Raw genomic sequence first — 23,176 nt, 5'->3', positions numbered from 1 at the left:
ACTCGACACTATTGTCGAATACCGCACGTAATTAGGCCGCGGATTCTACCAGACCTTTCTTTTCGCGCAAGCGGCGGCGACACCCGAAAACTCCCTTTCATCAGAAATTCTGGCGCGCCAGTGCTCATGTGCAACGCCAGAGACGGGACACCCGTGCCGCCGGTCTGCTAGTCTCGCGCCCCTGCACCACCGCCTGTTTTCATATGAGACTCCCCGCGTGCCCGACGCCATTTTGCGCCTAGCCCTGCCCTCGCCCCTGCGCCGCCTGTTCGATTACCGGGCCCCGGCCGGCGTGCCGCGTGCGCAATTGGAGCCAGGCATGCGTGTGCGCGTGCCGTTCGGGCGCCGGGAAATGATCGGCATCCTGGTGGAAGTCACCGACCACAGCGAAGTGCCCGCCGAAAAGCTCAAGCCGGCCATCGCCATCCTCGACGCCACACCGCCGCTGCCGCCCGCGCTGTTCAAGCTGTGCCTGTGGACCGCGCAGTATTACCAGCACAGCCTGGGCGACACCTTGAGCTGGGCGTTGCCGGTGCTGCTGCGCCAGGGTGAACTGGCCGAAGCGCGCCAGGAGCGTTTCTGGTCGATGACGCCTGGCGCCCGCCTCGATGACCCACGCATCGCCCGCGCCCCGCGCCAGCGCGAGGCCCTGGCAACCCTGGCCCAGCATCCCCATGGCGTCGCCCATCAGCTGTTGAGCAAGCTGATGCTGAGCAAGGACAGCCTCGACCTGCTGCTCGCCAAAGGCCTGGTGCAGGTGGAAATCCGCAAGCATGCCCCCGACCCGCGCCATGAACACTGGCTGGCGCAACCCGAGCTGCCGCTGAACCCCGAACAACGCGCCGCGTATGAAGCGATCCGCGCCGGGTTCGACAGCTTCCACGCGTTCCTGCTGGCCGGTGTCACCGGCAGCGGCAAGACCGAAGTCTATTTGCAGCTGATCCGCGAAACCCTGCAAGCCGGTAAACAGGCGCTGGTGCTGATCCCGGAAATCAACCTAGGCCCGCAAACCCTGGCGCGTTTCGAACAGCGCTTCAACGCCCGCATCGCCCTGGTGCACTCGGCGGTCAACGACCGTGAGCGCCTGGAGTCATGGCTGGCGGCAAGGGACGGCGAAGCCGACATTATTATCGGCACCCGCTCGGCGCTGTTCACGCCGATGAAAAATCCCGGGCTGATCATCATCGACGAAGAGCACGACGGCTCCTATAAACAGCAGGAAGGCCTGCGTTACCACGCCCGCGACCTGGCGCTGGTGCGCGCACGCCAGGAAGACATCCCGATTGTGCTGGGTTCGGCGACGCCCTCCCTGGAAAGCCTGCATAACGCCTACACCGGCCGTTATGGCCTGCTGCGCCTGAATGAGCGCGCAGGTGGCGCCAAACAACCGCGTCTCCTACGCCTGGACGTAAAAAGCCGGCCCCTGGACAGCGGCATTTCCGGCCCGATGCAGCAAGCCATCGGCCAGACCCTCGCCGCTGGCCAGCAAGTCCTGGTATTCCTCAATCGCCGTGGTTTTGCGCCGACGTTGTTGTGCCATGACTGCGGCTGGATGTCCGAATGCGAGCGCTGCGATGCGCGCATGACCGTGCACCAGCGCTACGGCGAACTGCGCTGCCACCACTGCGGCCATGTCGAGCGCGTGCCGCGCCACTGCCCGCAATGCGGCAAGGTCGACCTGCGCCCGGTCGGCGCGGGCACCGAGCGCGCCGAAGAGCGCCTGGGCATCCTGTTCCCGGACTACCCGGTGCTGCGGGTCGACCGCGACAGTACTTCGCGCAAGGACGCGATGAACCAATTGTTCGCCACCATCCAGAAAGGCCAGCCGTGCATTCTGGTCGGTACGCAGATGCTCGCCAAAGGGCATCACTTCCCACGAGTGACGCTGGTGTCGATCCTGGATGCCGACGGTGGCTTGTTCTCGGGTGACTTCCGCGCCAGCGAGCGCATGGCGCAGCTGATCGTGCAGGTCGCCGGCCGTGCCGGGCGTGCCGAAGAGCCGGGCCGGGTGATTATCCAGACACACCTGGCCGACCACCCGCTGCTGATTCAACTGACCGAACAAGGCTACTTTGCCTTCGCCGAGCAGGCGCTGAGCGAACGCCGCGCCGCCGGGCTGCCGCCGTTTGCGCACCTGGCATTGCTGCGCGCCGAAGCGCACAAGCCGGGCCAGGCCGAAGGTTTCCTCGACGAAGCCTGCAGCGCCGCCGAACGTTTGCTTGCCGAACTGGGTCTGAGCGGCATCGAGTTGCTCGGCCCGGTGCCCGCGCCCATGGAACGCCGTGCCGGGCGGTATCGGGCTCAACTACTCTTGCAGGCAACGTCCCGTGCACCGCTGCATCGGCTACTAAGTAGCTGGTTGCTTGCTCTGGAGCAAATGCCCAGCGGGCGACAGGTGCGATGGTCACTGGATGTAGACCCGGTCGACCTCTACTGACCCGCCCCTGTAGGAGCGAGCTTGCTCGCGAAAATCGTTAACGATAACGCGGTATCCTGATTTCACGCGCCGCCCTCGGGTTTTTCGCGAGCAAGCTCGCTCCTACAGGGGCACAACTGCCTTAAACAGCTCCGCAGGTCTGGAACGGTTGGCAAGCCCGCCCTCGCCACGGATAATGCCCAGTTTTTCCACCTGCGCATCGCGCGCCGCCGCTTGCGGTCGAAAGAGAACACCATGAAAGACACCATTCGCCAGCTGATCCAACAAGCCCTCACCCAACTCGTCAACGAAGGTGTGTTGCCTGAAGGCCTGTCGCCGGCGATCCAGGTGGAGAACACCCGCGACAAGACCCACGGCGACTTCGCCAGCAACATCGCGATGATGCTGTCCAAGCCGGCCGGCATGAAGCCGCGCGACCTGGCGGAAAAAATCATCGCCACGCTGCCGGCCGACGCCAGTGTCACCAAGGCCGAAATCGCCGGCCCAGGCTTTATCAACTTCTTCCAGAACACCCAGGCCCTGGCCTCGCGCCTGGATGCAGCCCTGGCCGACGCCAGCATCGGCGTACGCAAGGCCGGCGACAGCCAGCGCGTGGTCATCGACCTGTCGGCGCCGAACCTGGCCAAGGAGATGCACGTTGGCCACCTGCGCTCGACCATCATTGGCGACGGCGTGGCGCGGGTGCTGGAGTTTCTCGGCGACACCGTCATCCGCCAGAACCACGTGGGCGACTGGGGCACCCAGTTCGGCATGCTGATGGCGTACCTGCAGGAGAACCCGATCACCAGCAACGAGCTGGCCGACCTGGAAAACTTCTACCGCGCCGCCAAGAAGCGCTTCGACGAATCCGAAGAATTCGCCGACCGTGCGCGCAGCCTGGTGGTCAAGCTGCAGGCGGGCGATAAGGAATGCCTGGAATTGTGGGGGCGCTTTCGCGACATCTCGCTGTCCCACTGCCAGGAAATCTACGAGCTGCTCAACGTCAAGCTGACCATGGCCGATGTGATGGGCGAAAGCGCCTACAACGACGATCTGATCAACGTGGTCAACGACCTCAAGGCCGCGGGCCTGCTGGTCGAAAGCAACGGCGCGCAGTGCGTGTTCCTGGAAGAATTCAAGACCGCCGACGGCGAGCCACTGCCGGTGATCATCGTCAAGGCCGATGGCGGCTATCTCTACGCCACCACCGACCTGGCCGCTGTGCGCTACCGCAGCGGTGTGCTCAAGGCCGACCGTGCGCTGTATTTCGTTGACCAGCGCCAGGCCCTGCACTTCCAGCAGGTGTTCGAAGTGGCGCGCCGTGCCGGCTTCGTCACCCACCCGATGCATATGGAACACATGGGCTTCGGCACCATGAACGGCGCCGATGGCCGCCCGTTCAAGACCCGTGACGGCGGCACCGTGAAGCTGATCGACCTGCTGACCGAAGCCCAGGAACGCGCCTACAACCTGGTGAAGGAAAAGAACCCCGAGTTGGCCGAGGCCGACCTGCGCAACATCGCCCGCGTGGTGGGGATTGGCGCGGTGAAATACGCCGACCTGTCCAAGCACCGCACCAGCGACTACAGCTTCAACTTCGACCTGATGCTCAATTTCGAAGGCAACACCGCGCCGTACCTGCTCTACGCCTACACCCGCGTGGCCGGCGTGTTCCGCAAACTGGGCAAGGACTTCAGCGAAGTCGAGGGCCAGATCGTGCTGGACGCGCCCCAGGAGCAGGAACTGGCCGCCAAGCTTGCGCAGTTCGGCGAAGTGCTGAACAGCGTCGGCGAGAAAGGCACGCCGCATATCCTCTGCACCTACCTGTACGAAGTGGCCGGCCTGTTCTCCAGCTTCTACGAGAACTGCCCGATTCTCAGCGCAGACGACCAAGCGCAGAAGCAAAGTCGCCTGCGCCTCGCCGCACTGGCGGGACGGACCCTCAAGCAAGGCCTGGAGCTGTTGGGCCTGGAAACACTGGAGCGCATGTAAGTTGGCCGCCAAGAAAAAACCTGCACCCAAGCGCGGCGCGAGTCGCTACCAGGCCCCGGCGAAGCAGCCGATCCCAGGTTGGCTGTGGATGGCCATCGGCCTCACGGTCGGCGCATTCGTGGTCTTTCTGATGAAGCTGGAGCCCGGCCAGGGCGATGACGTCAAGCGCGTCAAACAGGAGCAGCAGAAGGCCACGAAAATCGCCGAGGCCAACAAGACGGCGCCGAGCCCGACCGCTCCGGTGAAGCCCAAGTACGACTTCTACACGTTGCTGCCCGAATCGGAAGTGATCGTGCCGCCCGACGCCGTGCCGGAGAAAACCCTGCCGACGCCGCAAGTGCCGACCACGCCGGTAACGCCTGCGGAAGCGGCGAAGATCGACACTGCACGCGCCCAGGCCGCGCTGGCCGGGATCACCCCGCCGCCCGCGCCACCGGTGGCCGCGACCAAGGCCGCCCCGGTGACCAAGTTCTTCCTGCAGGCGGGCTCGTTCCCCAAACAGGCGGACGCCGACCGTGTGCGCGCGCAGATCATTCTGTTGGGGCAAGCGGTGACGGTAGAGTCTGGCACCGTCAAGGACGCGACCTGGTATCGCGTGCTGGTGGGGCCGTTCAGCAACCGCGAACAGTTGACCGTGGCGCAGAAACAATTGGCCGGGGCAGGCTTTAGCAACCTGCTGTTACAACAGCGCCAGAGCCGCTGACTCAAGCTCAACACCCAGCAAAATGTGGGAGGGGGCTTGCCCCCGATAGCGGTTTATCAGTCAACATATTCATTGGCTGACAGCCCGCCATCGGGGGCAAGCCCCCTCCCACATTTGGTTTGGTGGTGTTCTTGGATGAGTGTCAGATCAATAAACGCCACTCGTCCGCCGCACTGCCCTACGGTTGAAATCCTCCTCGCCACCCCCATATGAGTTTCCATCAGGGCATTTTCGCCCCGCTGCGTGGAGACTCTCCCCTTGACCACCATCGTTTCAGTACGTCGCCACGGCAAAGTCGTCATGGGCGGCGACGGCCAGGTTTCCCTGGGTAATACCGTGATGAAAGGCAACGCCAAGAAAGTGCGTCGCCTGTACCACGGCCAGGTGCTCGCCGGCTTCGCAGGCGCTACCGCCGACGCCTTCACCCTGTTCGAGCGTTTCGAAGGCCAGCTCGAAAAACACCAGGGCCACTTGGTTCGCGCCGCCGTCGAACTCGCCAAAGAATGGCGCACCGACCGCTCCCTCAGCCGCCTCGAGGCCATGCTGGCGGTCGCCAACAAAGACGCGTCCCTGATCATCACCGGCAACGGCGATGTGGTTGAACCCGAGCATGGCCTGATCGCCATGGGCTCCGGTGGCGGCTATGCACAAGCCGCGGCCAGCGCACTGTTGAAGAAAACCGACCTGTCGGCCCGTGAAATCGTCGAGACCGCCCTGGGTATCGCTGGCGATATCTGCGTGTTCACCAACCACAACCAGACCATTGAGGAGCAGGACCTCGCCGAGTAAGCCGTAGGCTTATTCCCGCTTGAGGCCGCCAAACACTATGTCCATGACTCCCCGCGAAATCGTCCATGAACTCAATCGCCATATCATCGGCCAGGACGATGCCAAGCGCGCCGTTGCCATTGCGCTGCGCAACCGCTGGCGCCGGATGCAACTGCCCGAAGAACTGCGCGTTGAAGTAACGCCGAAGAACATCCTGATGATCGGCCCGACCGGCGTCGGTAAAACCGAAATCGCCCGGCGCCTGGCCAAGTTGGCCAATGCCCCGTTCATCAAGGTCGAAGCCACCAAGTTCACCGAAGTGGGCTACGTGGGCCGCGACGTCGAATCGATCATCCGCGACCTGGCCGATGCCGCCCTGAAAATGCTGCGCGAGCAGGAAGTGACCAAGGTCAGCCACCGCGCCGAAGACGCCGCCGAAGAACGCATCCTCGACGCCCTGCTGCCACCGGCACGCATGGGTTTCAACGAAGACGCCGCACCGTCGTCGGATTCCAACACGCGTCAGCTGTTCCGCAAGCGCCTGCGTGAAGGCCAGCTGGACGACAAGGAAATCGAGATCGAAGTCGCCGAAGTGGCCGGCGTCGATATTTCCGCGCCACCGGGCATGGAAGAAATGACCAGCCAGTTGCAGAACCTGTTCGCCAACATGGGCAAGGGCAAGAAGAAAAGCCGCAAGCTCAAGGTGAAGGAAGCGCTGAAACTGGTGCGCGACGAAGAAGCCGGGCGCCTGGTGAATGAGGAAGAGCTCAAAGCCAAGGCCCTGGAAGCGGTCGAGCAGCACGGCATCGTGTTTATCGATGAGATCGACAAGGTGGCCAAGCGCGGCAACTCCGGTGGTGTCGATGTGTCTCGCGAAGGCGTACAGCGCGACCTGCTGCCGCTGATCGAGGGCTGCACGGTCAACACCAAGCTGGGCATGGTCAAGACCGACCACATCCTGTTTATCGCCTCCGGTGCTTTCCACCTGAGCAAGCCAAGCGACCTGGTGCCGGAGCTGCAAGGCCGCCTGCCGATCCGCGTGGAACTCAAGGCCCTGACCCCGGGCGACTTCGAGCGCATCCTCAGCGAGCCCCATGCCTCCCTGACCGAGCAATACCGTGAGCTGCTGAAAACCGAGGGCCTGGGCATCGAATTCCAGGCCGACGGTATCAAGCGCCTGGCGGAGATCGCCTGGCAGGTCAACGAGAAGACCGAGAACATCGGTGCCCGTCGCCTGCACACCCTGCTGGAGCGCTTGCTGGAAGAAGTGTCGTTCAGCGCCGGCGACATGGCAGGTTTGCAGAATGGCGAAGCGATCAAGATCGATGCGGACTACGTCAATAGCCACCTGGGCGAATTGGCGCAGAACGAAGACCTGTCGCGGTATATCCTGTAAGCCTCACACAGAACTGCTTTGCTTCAAATGTGGGAGGGGGCTTGCCCCCGATGGCGGTCTGTCAGACAGATGTATGCTGGCTGACACACTGCTATCGGGGGCAAGCCCCCTCCCACATTGTTAGGCCGGTTCCTTCAGGGTTATCTCTAATGTCGAAATTTCCTACTGCTGTAAACCTGCACAAAACCTCCAATACCCTTGGCCTGACTTACGGCCCGGACGAAACCTACCAACTGCCCGCCGAGTTCCTGCGGGTGCACTCGCCTTCCGCCGAGGTCCAGGGCCACGGCAAACCCATCCTGCAATTCGGCAAGCTCAACGTTAAGTTGATCAAGCTGGAGCCGGCCGGCCAGTACGCACTGAAATTGACCTTCGACGACGGCCATGACAGCGGACTGTTCACCTGGGATTACCTTTATCAGTTGGCCGTGCGTCAGGACGCGCTGTGGGCTGATTACCTGGCCGAACTCAAAGCGGCCGGAAAAACCCGCGACCCGAACCAGTCGGTCGTGCGGCTGATGCTCTAGCGCAGGCCTCTTGCGCTTTAGAGGGCATTTTCTAATTTCATCTGCTTGAATGCCCTGTCTGGTGGCCAATGATTGGCCCGCTTGCGAAAAAAATTAAACTCGGGTAACCAATGGAACTGGCAAGTTCCCTGCATTTGACGATGCGGTATCAACGGTCACCCGAGTCGCAGTACCAGGCTGGTGTCGTGTATCGAAATGGGTGCGCAGCAATCGCCGGTACTCGTCTTTCGGACAATGGAGCGTCGTAGATGAGTAACAAGAATAACGATGACTTGAAACGCCAGGCCTCGGAAAACACCCTGGGGCTGAACCCGATCATCGCGTTACGCAAAAAGGATTTACTGGCCTCGGCGAAGATGGTGCTGACCCAAGCCATCAAGCAACCGTTACACAGCGTCAAGCACGTCGCCCATTTCGGGATGGAGCTCAAGAACGTGATGTTCGGCAAGTCGGCGCTGGTGCCCGAGAATGACGACCGTCGCTTCAATGACCCGGCCTGGAGCCAGAACCCGCTCTACAAGCGCTACCTGCAGACTTACTTGGCGTGGCGCAAGGAACTGCACGACTGGATTGGCGACAGCAATCTGTCGGAACAGGACATCAGCCGTGGCCACTTCGTGATCAACCTGATGACTGAAGCCATGGCGCCCACCAACAGCGCGGCCAACCCGGCGGCGGTCAAACGCTTCTTTGAAACCGGCGGCAAAAGCCTGCTCGATGGCCTGTCCCACCTCGCCAAGGACATGGTGCACAACGGCGGCATGCCGAGCCAGGTCAACATGGGCGCGTTCGAAGTGGGCAAGACCCTGGGCACCACCGACGGCGCCGTGGTGTTTCGCAACGACGTGCTGGAGCTGATCCAGTACAAGCCGATCACCGAGCAGGTGCACGAGCGCCCGCTGCTGGTGGTGCCGCCGCAGATCAACAAATTCTATGTATTCGACCTGAGCCCGGAGAAGAGCCTGGCGCGTTTCTGCCTGCGCAACGGGCAGCAAACCTTTATCGTCAGCTGGCGCAACCCGACCAAGGCCCAGCGCGAGTGGGGCCTGTCGACCTATATCGAGGCGCTCAAGGAAGCGGTCGATGTGATCACGGCGATTACCGGCAGCAAGGACGTGAACATGCTGGGCGCCTGCTCCGGCGGCATCACCTGCACCGCGCTGCTGGGCCATTACGCGGCGCTTGGGGAGAAGAAGGTCAACGCCCTGACCCTGCTGGTGAGTGTGCTGGACACCACGCTGGACACCCAGGTGGCGCTGTTTGTCGACGAGCAGACCCTGGAAGCGGCGAAGCGCCATTCCTATCAGGCCGGCGTGCTGGAAGGCCGCGACATGGCCAAGGTGTTCGCATGGATGCGGCCCAACGACTTGATCTGGAATTACTGGGTCAACAACTACCTGCTGGGCAACGAGCCGCCGGTGTTCGACATTCTGTTCTGGAACAACGACACCACGCGCCTGCCGGCCGCCTTCCATGGCGATCTGATCGAGCTGTTCAAGAACAACCCGCTGGTACGCGCCAACGCCCTGGAAGTGTGCGGCACGCCCATCGACCTCAAGCAAGTCACGGCCGATATCTATTCCCTGGCTGGCACCAATGACCACATCACGCCCTGGCAGTCGTGCTACAAGTCGGCGCAATTGTTTGGCGGCAAGGTGGAGTTCGTGCTGTCCAGCAGCGGGCATATCCAAAGCATCCTCAACCCGCCGGGCAACCCCAAGTCGCGTTACCAGACCAGCGACGGTTTGGCGGGCAATGCGCTGGAGTGGCAGGAAAATGCGACCAAGCACACTGATTCGTGGTGGCTGCACTGGCAGGCATGGCAGGCGGAACGGGCCGGAAAGTTGAAGAAGGCGCCGACTGCTCTGGGTAACAAAACCTACGCCGCAGCCGAAGCAGCGCCGGGCACTTATGTGCATGAGCGCTGAGAACACAGACTTATTGATTGAGATGGGGATCAAATGTGGGAGGGGGCTTGCCCCCGATAACGGTGTAACAGATACACCGCGCCGCCTGCATCGAGGGCAAGCCCCCTCCCACACTGACTGCATTCCGGCTGTCGTACTTCACAGGGCTTGAACATGCCGCAACCGTTCATCTTCCGCACCATCGACCTGGACGGCCAGGCCATCCGCACGGCGGTACGACCGGGCAAGCCGCACCTGACGCCGCTGCTGATCTTCAACGGTATCGGCGCCAACCTGGAGCTGGTGTTCCCATTCGTCCAGGCCCTGGACCCGGACCTGGAGGTGATCGCCTTCGACGTGCCGGGCGTGGGCGGTTCCTCCACGCCCAACCGGCCCTATCGCTTCCCCGGCCTGGCCAAGCTCACGGCGCGCATGCTCGATTACCTCGATTATGGCCAAGTCAACGTGGTGGGCGTGTCCTGGGGCGGAGCGCTGGCGCAGCAGTTCGCCTATGACTACCCGGAGCGTTGCAAGAAACTGATCCTGGCCGCCACGGCGGCGGGTGCGGTGATGGTACCGGGCAAACCGAAAGTACTGTGGCTGATGGCCAGCCCGCGCCGTTATATCCAGCCGTCCCATGTGGTGCGCATTGCACCGATGATTTACGGCGGCTCATTCCGCCGCGACGCCAAGCTGGCCGCCGAACATGCCAGCAAAGTGCGCTCGGCCGGCAAGCTCGGTTATTACTGGCAGCTGTTCGCAGGGCTGGGCTGGACCAGCATCCATTGGCTGCACAAGATCCGCCAGCCCACCCTGGTGCTGGCCGGGGACGACGACCCGCTGATCCCGCTGGTCAACATGCGCATGCTGGCTTGGCGCATCCCCAATGCGCAGCTGCACATCATCGACGATGGTCACTTATTCCTGATCACCCGGGCTGAAGCCGTAGCGCCGATCATCATGAAGTTTCTCGAAGAAGAGCGCCTGCGCGCCGTGATACATCCGCGACCGGCGGTGTGAAGGATCGCACCGCCGCGCAACTTGCCAGGAACCGACTATGGTTCTGAATTGGCGTGCCTCTTGATGGCTTGACGAAGGAGTGTTGGCTCATGCGAGAAAGACCCGTGACGAACCCGGCGCCCACCCCCGCTGCGTTCATCAACGCGCAAAATGCGATCACCGGCCTGCGCGGCCGGGATTTGCTGTCGACCCTGCGCACTGTTGCGGCGCATGGCCTGCGCAACCCGGTGCACAGCGCACGCCACGCCCTGGCCCTAGGCGGTCAGTTGGGCCGCGTGTTGCTGGGTGAAACGGTGCATGAGCCCAACCCCCACGACAAGCGCTTCGCCGACCCCACCTGGAAGCTCAATCCGCTGTACCGGCGCAGCCTGCAAGCCTACTTGAGCTGGCAAAAACAGACGCGCAGCTGGATCGACGACAGCGCCCTCAGCGCGGACGACCGTGCGCGCGCGCAGTTCGCATTCGCCCTGCTCAACGATGCCGTCTCGCCGTCCAACACCTTGCTCAACCCGCTGGCGATCAAGGAACTGCTCAATTCCGGCGGCAACAGTGTGGTGCGCGGCGTGAGCCACTTGTTCGAAGACCTGCTGCACAACAACGGCCTGCCGCGCCAGGTCAACAAGCATGCCTTTGAAGTCGGCAAGACCGTCGCCACCACCCCCGGCGCCGTGGTGTTTCGCAATGAGCTGCTGGAGTTGATCCAGTACAGGCCCATGAGCGAAAAACAATACGCCAAGCCCTTGCTGGTGGTGCCGCCGCAAATCAACAAGTACTACATCTTCGACCTCAGCCCTGCGAACAGCTTTGTGCAATACGCCCTTAAAAACGGCTTGCAGACCTTCATGGTCAGTTGGCGCAACCCGGATGTGCGCCATCGCGAATGGGGCCTGTCCACCTACGTTGCCGCACTGGAGGAAGCGCTCAATGTCTGCCGGTCGATCACCGGCGCGCGGGAGGTCAACCTGATGGGCGCCTGCGCGGGTGGCCTGACCATTGCCGCCCTGCAAGGTCATCTGCAAGCCAAGCGCCAGTTGCGACGCATCGCCAGCGCCAGTTACCTGGTGAGCTTGCTGGACAGCCAGATCGACAGCCCGGCCATGTTATTCGCCGATGAGCAAACCCTTGAAGCCGCCAAGCGCCGCTCATACCAGCAAGGCGTGCTGGACGGCCGCGACATGGCCAAGGTGTTCGCCTGGATGCGCCCCAACGATCTGATCTGGAGTTATTGGGTCAACAACTACCTGCTGGGCAAGGAACCGCCGGCCTTCGACATCCTGTACTGGAACAACGACAACACGCGCCTGCCCGCCGCGCTGCATGGCGACCTGCTGGATTTCTTCAAGCACAACCCGCTGAGCCATCCCGGCGGCCTTGAGGTGTGTGGCACCCCCATCGACTTGCAGAAGGTCACGGTAGACAGCTTCAGCGTGGCCGGCATCAATGATCACATCACGCCATGGGACGCTGTGTATCGCTCCACCCAACTGCTGGGCGGTGAGCGGCGTTTCGTGCTGTCCAACAGCGGGCATATCCAGAGCATCCTCAACCCGCCCGGCAACCCCAAGGCCAATTACGTCGAGAACCCCAAGCTGAGCAGCGATCCGCGCGCCTGGTACTACGACGCCAGCCACGTCGAAGGCAGCTGGTGGCCGCAGTGGCTGGCGTGGGTCCAGCAACGTTCGGGCGTGCAACGCGAAACCCTTACTGCCCTGGGCAACCAGAATTACCCACCGATGGAGGCGGCGCCAGGCACTTACGTGCGCGTGCGTTGAGCTCAACGATCACACTAAGAAGGCTGGATGAAGACCCGCGACCGTATCCTTGAATGTGCCCTGCAGTTGTTCAATCACAAGGGCGAACCGAACGTGTCGACCATGGAGGTGGCCAATGAAATGGGGATCAGCCCCGGCAATCTCTATTACCACTTCCACGGTAAAGAGCCTCTGGTACTCGGGCTGTTCGAGCGCTTTCAGGCTGAGCTGGCGCCCTTGCTCGATCCGCCCCCCGACGCACAACTGGAGGCAGAAGATTACTGGCTGTTCCTGCACCTGATCGTGGAGCGCATGGCCCACTACCGGTTCCTTTTCCAGGACCTGTCGAACCTGGCCGGGCGATTGCCGAAGCTGGCCAAGGGTATTCGCAACCTGCTCACCGCGCTCAAACGCACACTGGCCTCGTTGCTGGCACGGTTGAAGGCGGCGGGGCAATTGGTCAGCGATACGCAGGCGCTCGGGCAACTGGTGGAACAGATCACCATGACCCTGCTGTTTTCCCTGGACTACCAACGGATTCTCGACCGCAAGGGTGAAGTGCAAGTGGTGATTTACCAGGTGATGATGCTGGTAGCGCCGCACTTGCTCGCACCGGCACGGCAGGCGGCCGAGCGATTTGCGCTGAAATACCTGGATGACGCCGATTGAACAGGTGAACGTTCTATGAATGCGGTGCCATAAAAAATGCCCGACCTTTGCAGGCCGGGCATTTTTTGTGTCCTGGAAAAACTCAGGACTGACTGGATGGCGTCGGCGTCGTCGACGTAGCAGTCGGGGCCACAGCAGCAGGGGTCGGTGCGGACACTGAGTTGGCTGTGGAAGCGGTTGTCGCCGCAGCAGGCTTGGCTGCCGCTGGTTTTTTCGCGACTGCTGGCTTCTTCGCAGCGGGTTTTGCCGCAGGCTTGGCGGCGGCAGGTTTGGCTGCGGTTTTTGCAGCGGCAGGTTTGGCGGCGGGTTTCGCGACGACCTTGGCTGCGGGTTTTGCCGCAGCTTTGGCGGCTGCGGGTTTTGCAGCTGGCTTGGCAGCTGCAGTTTTCGCCGCAGGCTTGGCGGCAGGTTTTGCAGCCGCTTTGGCAGGCGCCTTGGCCGCAGGTTTAGCCGCAGCTTTAACCAAGGGCTTGGCAGCCGCTTTAGCAGCGGGTTTAGCCGCAGCCGTTTTAGCGGCCGGCTTGGCTGCCGGCTTTGCAGCAGGTTTGGCCGCTGCAACTTTCGCGGGTGCCACTTTGGCGCCGGTCAGTTTTTCGATTTGCTTGGTCAGGGTGTCAACCTTGCTGTGCAGGGTTTTCAGTTCAGCCTTGCTCGGCACGCCCAGTCGCGAAATAGCGCTGTTAAGGCGCTTGTCGAATGTTTCTTCCAACTTGTTCCAGGTGTCGGAAATGCTCGACTTGGCCGAACCCGCGCTCGCCTTGGCGGCATCAACTTTTTTACCAACGGTGCTCTTGGTCAGCTTCTCGGCTTTCTCACCGTCCTTGACCAGAGTCTCGAAGTATTTGCCGCCGTCACTGCTAACCTTCGAGTACACGCCTAAACCAGCAAGCCAGATTTTTCGGGAGTATTTTTCAACTTCCCCGACCCACGAGCTGCCTTCTTTCTGAGTAGTTTTTTTAACAGCCATCCCGATGTCTCCTTAGTGTTTACGCGCGACACGTTCGAGCAATGCCGTCAGCTCTTCGAGCTTAGCAGAGAGTGTCTCCACGTCATGTTTAGACGCAATGCCGATTCGATTCAAGGCACTTGCAACACGTGTGTCAAAAGCTTTCTCAACTTTATCCAGTTGAACTTCAACCACGCGACTGACGCCGGAGACGTTACGCTTTACTTGGTCAATCTGACTGTTGGCAGCATCCAGTTGTTCAACCACAACTTTTTTGCTTTTACTTTCAACATCTTGACCGCTCTTAACCAACTCTTTGAAGTATTCGCCACCCTCACTGCCGACCTTGGCATAGGCACCCAGACCTGCCAGCCAGATCTTGCGGGCATAGCTTTTAACCTCACTCAGAGCGCTGGTTTGAGTGTCGATTTTTTTCTTCAAAATAACTTTGGCCATGGTGCACCTCACGCAAAAAGGGTGGAGGAACCGCCCACCGGAGTTGGGGGCATGGGCACAAAGTAGGGTGAAAAATTAGAATCGGCACCCTAAGTGCCGTCGAATCAGGCCAGCGCCTTGTCCAGGGCTTTTTCGATCTCGGATTTGAGGGTACCGCTCATGGCCGACATCAACAGGCCCAGTTCCACGTCGATACGCAATGAGTCATCGGCGACCAGAACACTGCCTTTGACGCCCGATCGCTTGAGCTTCAAAGTATCGCCGGACCATGACGACTCCACGCCATATTTGTCCTTGAGTTTTTGCGCCAGCGTTTCGGCCTTCGCCCGTGCGCCTTCTTTACCCAGGGAATGTTCGCGCTCAACGGTGATACGGGCCATTGCAATGACTCCTCTCTATAAAGGCCTGGAAACCTTCCATGCGGCAAAAGGTCTCGATAAGCACCTATCTTACCTTCAGCCTTGCCAAGACAAAGCAGGCCTTGGGGATTATCATGTCCCGCATTCTCTTTTGGTGACAGCGATATGACTGATCAGCGCAAAGGCAGCGATGCCGAACCCACCACTCACTTCGGCTTCAAGAACGTCCCGGAAAGCCAGAAAGCGGAAAAAGTCGCTGAGGTGTTCCACTCCGTAGCCGCCAAGTACGACTTGATGAACGACGTGCTTTCCGGCGGCATGCACCGCCTGTGGAAGCGTTTCACCATCGAACTGTCGGGCGTACGCACCGGCAATCGCGTGCTGGATATCGCCGGTGGCACGGGCGACCTGGCGGCCAAGTTTTCCAAGCTCGTGGGCCCGACCGGCCAGGTGGTATTGGCCGATATCAACGGCTCGATGCTCAAGGTGGGCCGTGATCGCCTGCTCGACAAGGGCGTGGCCGGCAATATCGAATTCGTCCAGGCCGACGCTGAAAAGCTGCCGTTCCCGGACAACCACTTCGATTGCGTGACCATCGCCTTCGGCCTGCGCAACGTCACCCACAAGGAAGACGCGATCCGCTCGATGCTGCGCGTACTCAAGCCAGGTGGCCGCCTGTTGGTGCTGGAATTTTCCAAGCCGACCAACGCACTGATGTCCAAGGTGTACGACACCTACTCGTTCGCCTTCATGCCGCTGATGGGCAAGCTGATCACCAATGACGCCGAGAGCTACCGCTACCTGGCCGAATCGATCCGCATGCACCCCGACCAGGAAACCCTGAAGTCGATGATGGTGGAGGCCGGTTTCGACCGCGTGACCTACCACAACATGACCTCGGGCATCGTGGCCCTGCACCGCGGCATCAAACCCTGATGCTGCTCGCCGGCCTTCTCGCCAGCGTCGAACACGGCCTCAACCGTGTTTTGCGCCTGGACAGCACCGCCCTGGCGCGGCTTGCGCACCTGACCGGCAAAGTCATCGCCGTCGATTGCCGCAGCCCTGCCTTGCAGCTGTTTATCCTGCCCAGCGATGAAGGCCTGCTGCTCGCCACGCAATGGGCCGCCGAGGCCGACTGCACCCTGCGTGCGCCAGCCGCCAGCCTGTTGCACCTGGCCGTGAGCCGCAACAAGACCGCTATCCTGCACAGCCCCGAAGTGGCGCTGGAAGGCGACAGCGCGGTGCTGATGGACCTGGCCGCCGTGCTGCAGGACCTGGAACTGGACTGGGAATACGAACTGTCACGCTGGATCGGCCCTGTCGCCACCCAGTTGATCGGCGGCCACCTGCGCAGCCGTTCGCGCTGGTACCAGCAAGGGTTCGCCAGCCTCAACCAGAACCTCGCCGAATACCTGAGCGAAGAATCGCGCACCCTGGTCGGGCAACGGGAAGCGCAAGCGCGCTTTCGTGAGCTCGACAAGGCCAAAATCGACCTGGAACGCCTTGAGGCCCGCTTCGAGCGCCTGAGCCGTTCCCTTGAGCCAAGCGATAACGCATGAAGCTGCTCGCCGTCCGCCGTTTGTTTCGTATCCAGCGCGTCGTAATCCGCTACCGCCTCGATGACCTGCTGTTCGCCCTGCCCCTGCCATGGTTCCTGCTGGCGGTGCGCTACGTGCTGCCGTGGCGCTGGTTGCCGCGCAAGAAGCTTGCGCTGAGCCGCGGCGCCTGTCTGCGACTGGCCTTGCAGGACCTGGGGCCGATCTTTATCAAGTTCGGGCAGATCCTGTCGACGCGCCGCGACCTGCTGCCCGAAGACATCGCCGATGAGCTGATGCTGCTGCAAGACCGCGTACCGCCGTTCGATTCGCAGCTGTCGATGAAGCTGATCGAGGAACAGCTGGGCAAGAAGATCAGCGAGGTGTTCAGCCGCTTCGATGTCGAGCCGCTGGCTTCGGCCTCGGTCGCGCAGGTACATGCCGCGCAGCTCAAGAGCGGCGAAGAAGTGGTGGTGAAGGTCATCCGTCCGGGCCTCAAGCCGATCATCGGCCAGGACCTGGCGTGGCTGTTCATTCTCGCCCGCGCCGCCGAGCGCTTCTCTGCCGATGCGCGCCTGCTGCATCCGGTGGATGTGGTGGCCGACTACGAAAAAACCATCTACGACGAACTCGACCTGCTGCGCGAAGCCGCCAACGCCAGCCAGTTGCGCCGCAACTTCGAAGGCTCGCAATTACTCTACGTGCCGCAAGTGTATTGGGACTGGTGCCGTCCCAAAGTGCTGGTGATGGAGCGCATCTACGGCGTGCAGGTCACCGACCTTGCGACCCTCGCCGACCAGCGTACCGATATGAAGATGCTGGCCGAGCGCGGCGTGGAAATCTTCTTCACCCAGGTGTTCCGCGACAGTTTCTTCCACGCCGACATGCACCCGGGCAACATCTTCGTCAGCACCGTCAACCCGTGGAGCCCGCAGTACATTGCGATCGACTGCGGCATCGTCGGCAGCCTTACGCCGGAAGACCAGGACTACCTGGCACGCAACCTGTTCGCCTTTTTCAAGCGCGACTACCGCCGCGTGGCGCAGTTGCACATCGATTCGGGCTGGGTACCGGCAGAAACCAAGCTCAATGAATTCGAAGCGGCGATCCGCACCGTGTGCGAACCGATCTTTGAAAAACCGTTAAAAGATATTTCCTTCGGCCAGGTGCTGATGCGCCTGTTCCAGACCGCGCGGCGCTTCAATATGGAAGTGCAGCCGCAATTGGTGCTGCTGCAAAAAACCTTGCTCAACATCGAAGGGCTGGGCCGCCAGCTGTACCCGGACCTCGATCTGTGGAACACCGCGCAGCCGTTCCTGGAGCGCTGGATGCGTGAGCGGATGAGCCCGAAAACCGTGCTGGGTAACCTGCACAGCCAGATGGAACAGCTGCCGCACCTGGCCAACATGACCCGCGACCTGCTGGAGCGCATGTCCCAGCCTCACGCCAACGACCCTGAGCCGCCATGGCGCAAGCGCAAGGACGATTGGTTCCTGCGCCTGCTCGGTGCCGCCCATCTGGTGGGTGGGGTCATGCTGGCGATTGGCGGTCCGTTGAACCAATTGGGCCACTGGCCGGCCGGCATCATGGTCGCCGTGGGCGTTTATCTGATCGTGCGTCGATAACCCATCCGGTTATACACTGTCGCAAATTGCCGGAGCCGAACATGAAAGACTGGCTGGACGAGATCAAGTGGGACAGTGACGGCCTGGTGCCGGCCATTGCCCAGGACTACAAGACCGGGCGCGTGCTGATGATGGCCTGGATGAACCGCGAGGCCCTGAGCCTTACCGCCGCTGAGCAGCGCGCCATCTATTGGTCACGTTCGCGTGGCAAACTGTGGCGCAAGGGCGAAGAATCCGGGCATGTGCAAACACTGCATGAGCTGCGCCTGGACTGCGATGCCGACGTGGTGATCCTCAAGGTCGAACAGATCGGCGGCATTGCCTGCCACACCGGCCGTCACAGTTGCTTCTATCGCGTGTTCGAGAACGGCGAATGGAAGGTGGTGGAACCGGTGCTCAAAGACCCGCACGCCATCTATTCGGCAGGACATTGAACATGAGCGATACCCTCAACCGTGTGGCCCAGGTGCTGGAAGAGCGCAAAGGCGCGGACGCCGACAGCTCCTACGTCGCCAGCCTGTATCACAAGGGCTTGAACAAGATCCTGGAAAAGCTCGGCGAAGAATCCGTCGAGACCATCATCGCCGCCAAGGATGCGCAGATCAGCGGCGATTGCAGCGATGTCATCTATGAGACCGCCGACCTGTGGTTCCATAGCCTGGTCATGCTCGCCCAACTGGGGCAGCACCCCCAGGCCGTGCTGGATGAACTGGACCGTCGCTTCGGCCTGTCCGGGCACGCCGAGAAGGCTTCGCGCCCGTCCGCCTGAACAACTTTGACTGAGGATTTACAGCATGGGCATTTTTGACTGGAAACACTGGATCGTCATTCTGGTGGTGGTGGTACTGGTGTTCGGCACCAAGAAACTGAAAAACCTCGGCACTGACGTTGGCGAGTCGATCAAGGGCTTTCGCAAGGCCATGAACGATGACGAAAAACCTGCCGACCCGGTGGTGAACCCGGTCCCGCCGGCCCAGCCTGTGCACCCCCAGGCCACCCAGCCGATCACCGAGCGTCGCACCTTCGACGTGCAGGCTGAAAAAGTCGAAGAGCCGACCCGCAAAGACTCGTGAGCACTGACTAATGTTTGGTATCAGCTTCTCTGAACTGCTGCTTGTCGGCCTCGTGGCCCTGCTGGTACTGGGGCCGGAACGCCTGCCCGGTGCAGCACGCACGGCCGGCCTATGGATCGGGCGCCTGAAACGCAGCTTCAACGCGATCAAACAGGAAGTTGAACGGGAAATCGGCGCCGACGAGATCCGCAGGCAGCTGCACAACGAACATATCCTGTCGTTGGAGCAGGAAACGCGCAAGATTCTGTCGCCGGTGCAGGAGCCCGCCAAACCCGCGGAGCCTGTGGTCGAAAACAGCATCGCGCCAGCCGCCGTTGCCGCCCCCGCTGCGCCCACCTCGACAGAGCCTGCGCCGACGCCCGTTGCGTCGCCCGCGCCCCATGACCCTACATTGCCGCCGCGAGCCCCATGAGCGCTGATAAACCGGAAAACGACCAGCACATGCCGCTGGTCTCGCACCTCACCGAGCTGCGTACCCGCCTGCTGCGTTGCGTAGCGGCCATCTTCATCATTTTTGCCGGGCTGTTTGCCTTTACCCAGCAGATCTATACCTTCGTCTCCACGCCACTGCGCCAGTACCTGCCGGCGGGCGCGACGATGATCGCCACCGACGTGTCGTCGCCGTTCCTGACGCCGTTGAAGCTGACCATGATGGTCTCGCTGTTCCTGGCCATCCCGGTAATCCTGCATCAGATCTGGGGCTTCATCGCGCCAGGGCTGTACAAGCATGAGAAGCGCATTGCCGTGCCGTTGCTGGTGTCAAGCATCCTGCTGTTCTACACCGGCATGGCGTTCGCCTACTTCCTGGTGTTCCCGCTGATCTTCAAATTCTTCGCCGCCGCTACCCCGGCCGGCGTGGAGATGATGACCGACATCACCAGCTACCTCGACTTCGTGATGACGCTGTTCTTCGCCTTTGGCGTGGCCTTCGAAATCCCGGTGGCGGTGGTGTTGCTGGTGTGGATCGGCGTGGTCAACGTGGCGTACCTGAAGAAGATCCGCCCGTACGTGATCATCGGCTGCTTCGTGGTCGGCATGATCCTCACCCCACCGGACATCTTCTCCCAGACCCTGCTGGCCGTGCCGATGTGGATGCTGTTCGAGATCGGTATCCTGTTCAGCGGGCTGATCAGCAAGCGCGGCGAACACCCGGACGAACAGGCCGACGACGACCAGCCGCCAGCGACCCAGCCGTGAATCTGCTGCTGCTTGAAGAGGCCGATTTCATTGCGGCCGACCGGGTGGTCCTGCGTGATCGGCGCCTGGTGCATATGCAGCAAGTGCATCGCGCCGAGGTGGGTGACAACCTGCGGGTCGGGCGTATTGGCGGGTTGATGGGCAATGCGCAATTGCTGCGCCTTGACGCCAGCGAGGCCGAGCTGCAGGTCAGTTTCGACCAACCGCCGCCGAGCAAACTGCCGCTGACCCTGCTGCTGGCGTTGCCACGCCCGAAGATGCTACGCCGGGTGCTGCAAACCGTCGCGGCCATGGGCGTGCCAAAGGTGGTGCTGGTTAACAGTTATCGGGTGGAAAAAAGCTTCTGGCAAACCCCGTTCCTCGAGCCGGAAGCGGTCCGCGAGCAACTGATCCTGGGCCTGGAGCAGGCGCGGGACACGATACTGCCCGAGATCATTATCGAGAAACGCTTCAAGCCGTTCGTTGAAGATCGCCTGCCGGCCATGACCGTGGGCACGCTGGGCCTGATCGGCCACCCCGGCGACTACCCGCCCTGTCCCCGCGGCCTGGATGAACCGGTGACACTGGCGATTGGGCCGGAAGGCGGCTGGATCCCCTATGAAGTCGAGTTGCTGACCAAGGCCGGCTTGCAACCGGTGCAGCTCGGTGCGCGCATCCTGCGGGTTGAAACCGCCGTGACCGCCCTGCTCGCCCGGCTGTTCTGACCCAATAATTCGGAAAACCATACCGGCCCAATGTGGGAGGGGGCTTGCCCCCGATAGCGATGCATTGGTCACTGAATGGGGTGACTGACACTCAGCCATCGGGGGCAAGCCCCCTCCCACAGTGGATCGGCGGCGCTACAGAATCCTGTGCACATGCCGATAGCCTGTGAATAAGTCCAAGCCTTGTTCCAGGGGAGTTTGCAGCATGTATCGTTGGTCAGCCGAAAAATTGGGGAACGTGAGCGTCAACCGCAAGCTGAGCGTAGGCTTTGGCTTGGTATTGATCCTGACGCTGTTGATCACGTTCACCGGCTGGACCGGCTTGAGCGATGTGATCAGTCGAGGCGACAAACTGGGCTTTATCTCCAGTCTCAACGGGCTGACCAAGGACCTGCGCCTGGCGCGCCTGGACTTCGAAATGCGTCGCGGCGAACAAGGCACGGATGTAGTCAACGGCCTGATCACGCAGTTGGACAATGGCCTGAAAACCGCCGCCGAGCTGATCGAACAGCCCGGCGACAAGGCGCTGGTCGAACAACAACAGGACGCCCTGAGCCAGTACAAAAAGGCCTTCGGCACCATGGTGCAGGCCGGTCTAAAGCGTGAAGGCGCGCGCAGCAAGCTCGGCGATACCGCCGACAATGCCGTACTCAAGATCAACGAAATCGAAAAAAACCTGTTGCAGGGCGATAGCGTCAGCCAGTTCAACAGCGTGGTCGACCTGAGCAAGCTGATCCAGCAAGCGCGCTTCCAGGTGCGTGGCTACACCTACAGCGGCAAGGTCGAAGCCGAGCAGCCCGCGCTCGACGCCATCGACAATGCCCTGAAGAAAGCCAGCGAACTCGAAGGGCAACTGCCTGAGCAATTCCACGCCAACCTGCAGGAGGCCGGCGTCTCGCTGCAGGCTTACCGCGCTGCCGTCAGCCAGTACCGCGATTCGCAGGTAGCCAGCGCTGCAGCCTTGAAAATCATGATGGCCCAGGGCGATATCCTGCTGGACCACAGCGATAAACTCACCACCTCCCAAACCGCCGTGCGCGACGCCGATGCCGCTCGGGCCAAATACCTGTTGCTGCTGGCGACCGTGTTGGCGCTCGCCTTTGGCGTCTTCGCCGCCTGGGTAATCACCCGCCAGATCATCATTCCGTTGAATCAAACCCTCAAGGTTGCCGAACGCGTCGCCTCGGGCGATCTGAGCCAAAACCTGGAATCCTCTCGTCAGGACGAACTGGGCCAACTGCAGCGCGCCATGCAAAGCATGACCGTGGGCCTGCGCGAGTTGATTGGCGGCATCAGTGACGGTGTCACCCAAATCGCCAGCGCCGCCGAGCAGTTGTCGGCGGTGACCGAACAGACCAGCGCCGGGGTCAACAGCCAGAAGATCGAGACCGACCAGGTGGCCACTGCCATGAACGAGATGGCAGCCACCGTGCAGGAAGTAGCACGCAATGCCGAAGAAGCGTCGGAGGCCGCCGTAGCTGCGGACCTGCAGGCCCGTGAAGGCGACAAGGTGGTCGGCGAAGCCATCGCCCAGATCGAACGCCTGGCCACCGAAGTCGGCAATTCGACGACCGCCATGGGTGATCTGAAACGCGAAAGCGACAAGATCGGCAGCGTGCTCGACGTGATCAAATCCGTGGCCCAGCAAACCAATCTGCTGGCGCTCAATGCGGCCATTGAAGCCGCACGCGCCGGTGAAGCCGGGCGTGGCTTTGCCGTGGTGGCCGACGAAGTGCGCAGCCTGGCCCAGCGCACACAGAAGTCCACCGAAGAGATCGAGGAACTGATCGTCGGCCTGCAAAACGGTACCCAGCAGGTGGCGACCATCATGGACAACAGCCGCGGCTTGACCGACAGCAGTGTCGAACTGACCCGTCGTGCCGGCAGCGCGCTGGAGAGCATCACGCGCACCGTTTCGACCATCCAGGCGATGAACTCGCAGATCGCCACGGCTGCCGAGCAGCAGAGCGCCGTCGCCGAAGAGATCAACCGCAGCGTATTGAACGTGCGCGATGTCTCCGAACAAACCTCTTCGGCCAGTGAAGAAACGGCGGCGTCCAGCGCAGAGTTGGCACGCCTGGGCATCTACTTGCAAACCCTGGTCGGGCGCTTCCGCATCTGACTGGAACTGC

23 protein-coding genes and 1 pseudogene are annotated in these 23,176 nt (G+C 61.7%); 21 read left to right on the top strand and 3 right to left on the bottom strand.

Annotated elements, in window-relative coordinates; genetic code table 11:
• Nucleotides 1-217 precede the first annotated feature (217 nt).
• From C4J94_RS02080 to C4J94_RS02035, 10 genes are all read left to right on the top strand, one after another.
• Complete coding sequence (locus C4J94_RS02080) at nucleotides 218-2,437, top strand: primosomal protein N' (RefSeq protein WP_124384762.1); 2,220 nt, start codon at nucleotides 218-220, stop codon at nucleotides 2,435-2,437.
• 234 nt (nucleotides 2,438-2,671) lie between these two features.
• Entirely contained in the window at nucleotides 2,672-4,408 is a 1,737-nt protein-coding gene (gene argS, locus C4J94_RS02075; RefSeq protein ID WP_124384761.1) for an arginine--tRNA ligase, read from the top strand.
• 1 nt (nucleotide 4,409) lies between these two features.
• On the top strand, nucleotides 4,410-5,111 hold the full coding sequence (locus tag C4J94_RS02070) for an SPOR domain-containing protein (RefSeq protein WP_124384760.1): 702 nt from the start codon (nucleotides 4,410-4,412) through the stop codon (nucleotides 5,109-5,111).
• 258 nt (nucleotides 5,112-5,369) lie between these two features.
• Complete coding sequence (gene hslV, locus C4J94_RS02065; RefSeq protein WP_003171209.1) at nucleotides 5,370-5,900, top strand: ATP-dependent protease subunit HslV; 531 nt, start codon at nucleotides 5,370-5,372, stop codon at nucleotides 5,898-5,900.
• A gap of 37 nt (nucleotides 5,901-5,937) precedes the next feature.
• Nucleotides 5,938-7,275, top strand: a complete 1,338-nt coding sequence (hslU, locus tag C4J94_RS02060) for an ATP-dependent protease ATPase subunit HslU (RefSeq protein ID WP_124384759.1) — start codon at nucleotides 5,938-5,940, stop codon at nucleotides 7,273-7,275.
• A gap of 149 nt (nucleotides 7,276-7,424) precedes the next feature.
• Nucleotides 7,425-7,802, top strand: a complete 378-nt coding sequence (locus tag C4J94_RS02055) for a gamma-butyrobetaine hydroxylase-like domain-containing protein (protein ID WP_124384758.1) — start codon at nucleotides 7,425-7,427, stop codon at nucleotides 7,800-7,802.
• A gap of 248 nt (nucleotides 7,803-8,050) precedes the next feature.
• Nucleotides 8,051-9,730: a class II poly(R)-hydroxyalkanoic acid synthase gene (phaC, locus tag C4J94_RS02050; RefSeq protein WP_124384757.1), complete on the top strand. Its 1,680-nt coding sequence runs from the start codon at nucleotides 8,051-8,053 to the stop codon at nucleotides 9,728-9,730.
• 153 nt (nucleotides 9,731-9,883) lie between these two features.
• Nucleotides 9,884-10,729 (top strand): poly(3-hydroxyalkanoate) depolymerase, encoded by an 846-nt coding sequence (gene phaZ, locus C4J94_RS02045; protein ID WP_124384756.1) that lies wholly within the window; start codon nucleotides 9,884-9,886, stop codon nucleotides 10,727-10,729.
• A gap of 89 nt (nucleotides 10,730-10,818) precedes the next feature.
• The gene (gene phaC / locus C4J94_RS02040) at nucleotides 10,819-12,501 is read left to right on the top strand and encodes a class II poly(R)-hydroxyalkanoic acid synthase (protein ID WP_124384755.1); all 1,683 of its coding nucleotides are present in this window, start codon (nucleotides 10,819-10,821) and stop codon (nucleotides 12,499-12,501) included.
• Nucleotides 12,502-12,528: 27 nt separating this feature from the next.
• Nucleotides 12,529-13,149, top strand: a complete 621-nt coding sequence (locus C4J94_RS02035) for a TetR/AcrR family transcriptional regulator (RefSeq protein WP_124384754.1) — start codon at nucleotides 12,529-12,531, stop codon at nucleotides 13,147-13,149.
• An 82-nt stretch (nucleotides 13,150-13,231) separates the two neighbouring features.
• Here C4J94_RS02035 and C4J94_RS02030 read toward each other — a convergent pair whose 3' ends face one another.
• The 3 genes from C4J94_RS02030 to C4J94_RS02020 all read right to left on the bottom strand — a co-directional run bounded on the left by C4J94_RS02030 (nucleotide 13,232) and on the right by C4J94_RS02020 (nucleotide 14,931).
• A complete protein-coding gene (locus tag C4J94_RS02030; protein WP_124384753.1) occupies nucleotides 13,232-14,116 on the bottom strand; it encodes a phasin family protein in 885 nt (294 codons plus the stop codon).
• Between the two features lie 12 nt (nucleotides 14,117-14,128).
• Complete coding sequence (locus C4J94_RS02025; RefSeq protein ID WP_124384752.1) at nucleotides 14,129-14,551, bottom strand: phasin family protein; 423 nt, start codon at nucleotides 14,549-14,551, stop codon at nucleotides 14,129-14,131.
• 104 nt (nucleotides 14,552-14,655) lie between these two features.
• A complete protein-coding gene (locus C4J94_RS02020) occupies nucleotides 14,656-14,931 on the bottom strand; it encodes a polyhydroxyalkanoic acid system family protein (RefSeq protein WP_124384751.1) in 276 nt (91 codons plus the stop codon).
• A gap of 144 nt (nucleotides 14,932-15,075) precedes the next feature.
• Between C4J94_RS02020 and ubiE the strand changes: the two genes are divergently transcribed.
• The 11 genes and pseudogenes from ubiE (at nucleotide 15,076) to C4J94_RS28035 (ending at nucleotide 23,166) form a co-directional block, all read left to right on the top strand.
• Nucleotides 15,076-15,846, top strand: coding sequence for a bifunctional demethylmenaquinone methyltransferase/2-methoxy-6-polyprenyl-1,4-benzoquinol methylase UbiE (ubiE, locus tag C4J94_RS02015; protein WP_003171186.1), 771 nt, complete (start codon nucleotides 15,076-15,078; stop codon nucleotides 15,844-15,846).
• Nucleotides 15,846-16,469 (top strand): SCP2 domain-containing protein, encoded by a 624-nt coding sequence (locus C4J94_RS02010; RefSeq protein ID WP_124384750.1) that lies wholly within the window; start codon nucleotides 15,846-15,848, stop codon nucleotides 16,467-16,469. Before ubiE ends, C4J94_RS02010 begins: the two co-directional genes overlap by 1 nt.
• Complete coding sequence (gene ubiB, locus C4J94_RS02005; RefSeq protein WP_124384749.1) at nucleotides 16,466-18,070, top strand: ubiquinone biosynthesis regulatory protein kinase UbiB; 1,605 nt, start codon at nucleotides 16,466-16,468, stop codon at nucleotides 18,068-18,070. The genes C4J94_RS02010 and ubiB overlap by 4 nt, the downstream gene beginning before the upstream one ends.
• 41 nt (nucleotides 18,071-18,111) lie before the next feature.
• Nucleotides 18,112-18,504 (top strand): phosphoribosyl-AMP cyclohydrolase, encoded by a 393-nt coding sequence (gene hisI / locus C4J94_RS02000; RefSeq protein ID WP_065893709.1) that lies wholly within the window; start codon nucleotides 18,112-18,114, stop codon nucleotides 18,502-18,504.
• Between the two features lie 2 nt (nucleotides 18,505-18,506).
• Nucleotides 18,507-18,839 (top strand): phosphoribosyl-ATP diphosphatase, encoded by a 333-nt coding sequence (locus tag C4J94_RS01995; protein ID WP_124364757.1) that lies wholly within the window; start codon nucleotides 18,507-18,509, stop codon nucleotides 18,837-18,839.
• A gap of 25 nt (nucleotides 18,840-18,864) precedes the next feature.
• A complete protein-coding gene (locus C4J94_RS01990; protein ID WP_012721795.1) occupies nucleotides 18,865-19,143 on the top strand; it encodes a twin-arginine translocase TatA/TatE family subunit in 279 nt (92 codons plus the stop codon).
• 10 nt (nucleotides 19,144-19,153) lie between these two features.
• The gene (tatB, locus tag C4J94_RS01985) at nucleotides 19,154-19,555 is read left to right on the top strand and encodes a Sec-independent protein translocase protein TatB (RefSeq protein ID WP_124384748.1); all 402 of its coding nucleotides are present in this window, start codon (nucleotides 19,154-19,156) and stop codon (nucleotides 19,553-19,555) included.
• Nucleotides 19,552-20,340, top strand: coding sequence for a twin-arginine translocase subunit TatC (gene tatC / locus C4J94_RS01980; protein WP_124384747.1), 789 nt, complete (start codon nucleotides 19,552-19,554; stop codon nucleotides 20,338-20,340). Before tatB ends, tatC begins: the two co-directional genes overlap by 4 nt.
• On the top strand, nucleotides 20,337-21,044 hold the full coding sequence (locus tag C4J94_RS01975) for a 16S rRNA (uracil(1498)-N(3))-methyltransferase (RefSeq protein ID WP_124384746.1): 708 nt from the start codon (nucleotides 20,337-20,339) through the stop codon (nucleotides 21,042-21,044). The genes tatC and C4J94_RS01975 overlap by 4 nt, the downstream gene beginning before the upstream one ends.
• Nucleotides 21,045-21,249: 205 nt before the next feature.
• Nucleotides 21,250-22,308: pseudogene (locus C4J94_RS28040) on the top strand (methyl-accepting chemotaxis protein); the annotation flags it as partial.
• The gene (locus tag C4J94_RS28035) at nucleotides 22,294-23,166 is read left to right on the top strand and encodes a methyl-accepting chemotaxis protein (RefSeq protein WP_372240886.1); all 873 of its coding nucleotides are present in this window, start codon (nucleotides 22,294-22,296) and stop codon (nucleotides 23,164-23,166) included. The pseudogene C4J94_RS28040 and the gene C4J94_RS28035, both read left to right, overlap by 15 nt.
• Nucleotides 23,167-23,176: the final 10 nt, after the last annotated feature.

This window comes from Pseudomonas sp. R5-89-07 (assembly GCF_003851685.1).
Taxonomy (GTDB): Bacteria; Pseudomonadota; Gammaproteobacteria; order Pseudomonadales; family Pseudomonadaceae; genus Aquipseudomonas.
This window is presented reverse-complemented; position numbering and strand designations above follow the sequence as displayed.

Bases quoted from the DNA above. Each gene is read 5' to 3' on its own strand.
- argS (WP_124384761.1), top strand. From the start codon at position 2,672: ATGAAAGACACCATTCGCCAGCTGATCCAACAAGCCCTCACCCAACTC.
- hslU (WP_124384759.1), top strand. From the start codon at position 5,938: ATGTCCATGACTCCCCGCGAAATCGTCCATGAACTCAATCGCCATATC.
- C4J94_RS02055 (WP_124384758.1), top strand. From the start codon at position 7,425: ATGTCGAAATTTCCTACTGCTGTAAACCTGCACAAAACCTCCAATACC.
- phaC (WP_124384757.1), top strand. From the start codon at position 8,051: ATGAGTAACAAGAATAACGATGACTTGAAACGCCAGGCCTCGGAAAAC.
- phaZ (WP_124384756.1), top strand. From the start codon at position 9,884: ATGCCGCAACCGTTCATCTTCCGCACCATCGACCTGGACGGCCAGGCC.
- phaC (WP_124384755.1), top strand. From the start codon at position 10,819: ATGCGAGAAAGACCCGTGACGAACCCGGCGCCCACCCCCGCTGCGTTC.
- C4J94_RS02035 (WP_124384754.1), top strand. From the start codon at position 12,529: ATGAAGACCCGCGACCGTATCCTTGAATGTGCCCTGCAGTTGTTCAAT.
- C4J94_RS02030 (WP_124384753.1), bottom strand. From the start codon at position 14,116: ATGGCTGTTAAAAAAACTACTCAGAAAGAAGGCAGCTCGTGGGTCGGG.
- C4J94_RS02025 (WP_124384752.1), bottom strand. From the start codon at position 14,551: ATGGCCAAAGTTATTTTGAAGAAAAAAATCGACACTCAAACCAGCGCT.
- C4J94_RS02020 (WP_124384751.1), bottom strand. From the start codon at position 14,931: ATGGCCCGTATCACCGTTGAGCGCGAACATTCCCTGGGTAAAGAAGGC.
- ubiE (WP_003171186.1), top strand. From the start codon at position 15,076: ATGACTGATCAGCGCAAAGGCAGCGATGCCGAACCCACCACTCACTTC.
- C4J94_RS02010 (WP_124384750.1), top strand. From the start codon at position 15,846: ATGCTGCTCGCCGGCCTTCTCGCCAGCGTCGAACACGGCCTCAACCGT.
- ubiB (WP_124384749.1), top strand. From the start codon at position 16,466: ATGAAGCTGCTCGCCGTCCGCCGTTTGTTTCGTATCCAGCGCGTCGTA.
- hisI (WP_065893709.1), top strand. From the start codon at position 18,112: ATGAAAGACTGGCTGGACGAGATCAAGTGGGACAGTGACGGCCTGGTG.
- C4J94_RS01995 (WP_124364757.1), top strand. From the start codon at position 18,507: ATGAGCGATACCCTCAACCGTGTGGCCCAGGTGCTGGAAGAGCGCAAA.
- C4J94_RS01990 (WP_012721795.1), top strand. From the start codon at position 18,865: ATGGGCATTTTTGACTGGAAACACTGGATCGTCATTCTGGTGGTGGTG.
- tatB (WP_124384748.1), top strand. From the start codon at position 19,154: ATGTTTGGTATCAGCTTCTCTGAACTGCTGCTTGTCGGCCTCGTGGCC.
- tatC (WP_124384747.1), top strand. From the start codon at position 19,552: ATGAGCGCTGATAAACCGGAAAACGACCAGCACATGCCGCTGGTCTCG.
- C4J94_RS28035 (WP_372240886.1), top strand. From the start codon at position 22,294: ATGCAAAGCATGACCGTGGGCCTGCGCGAGTTGATTGGCGGCATCAGT.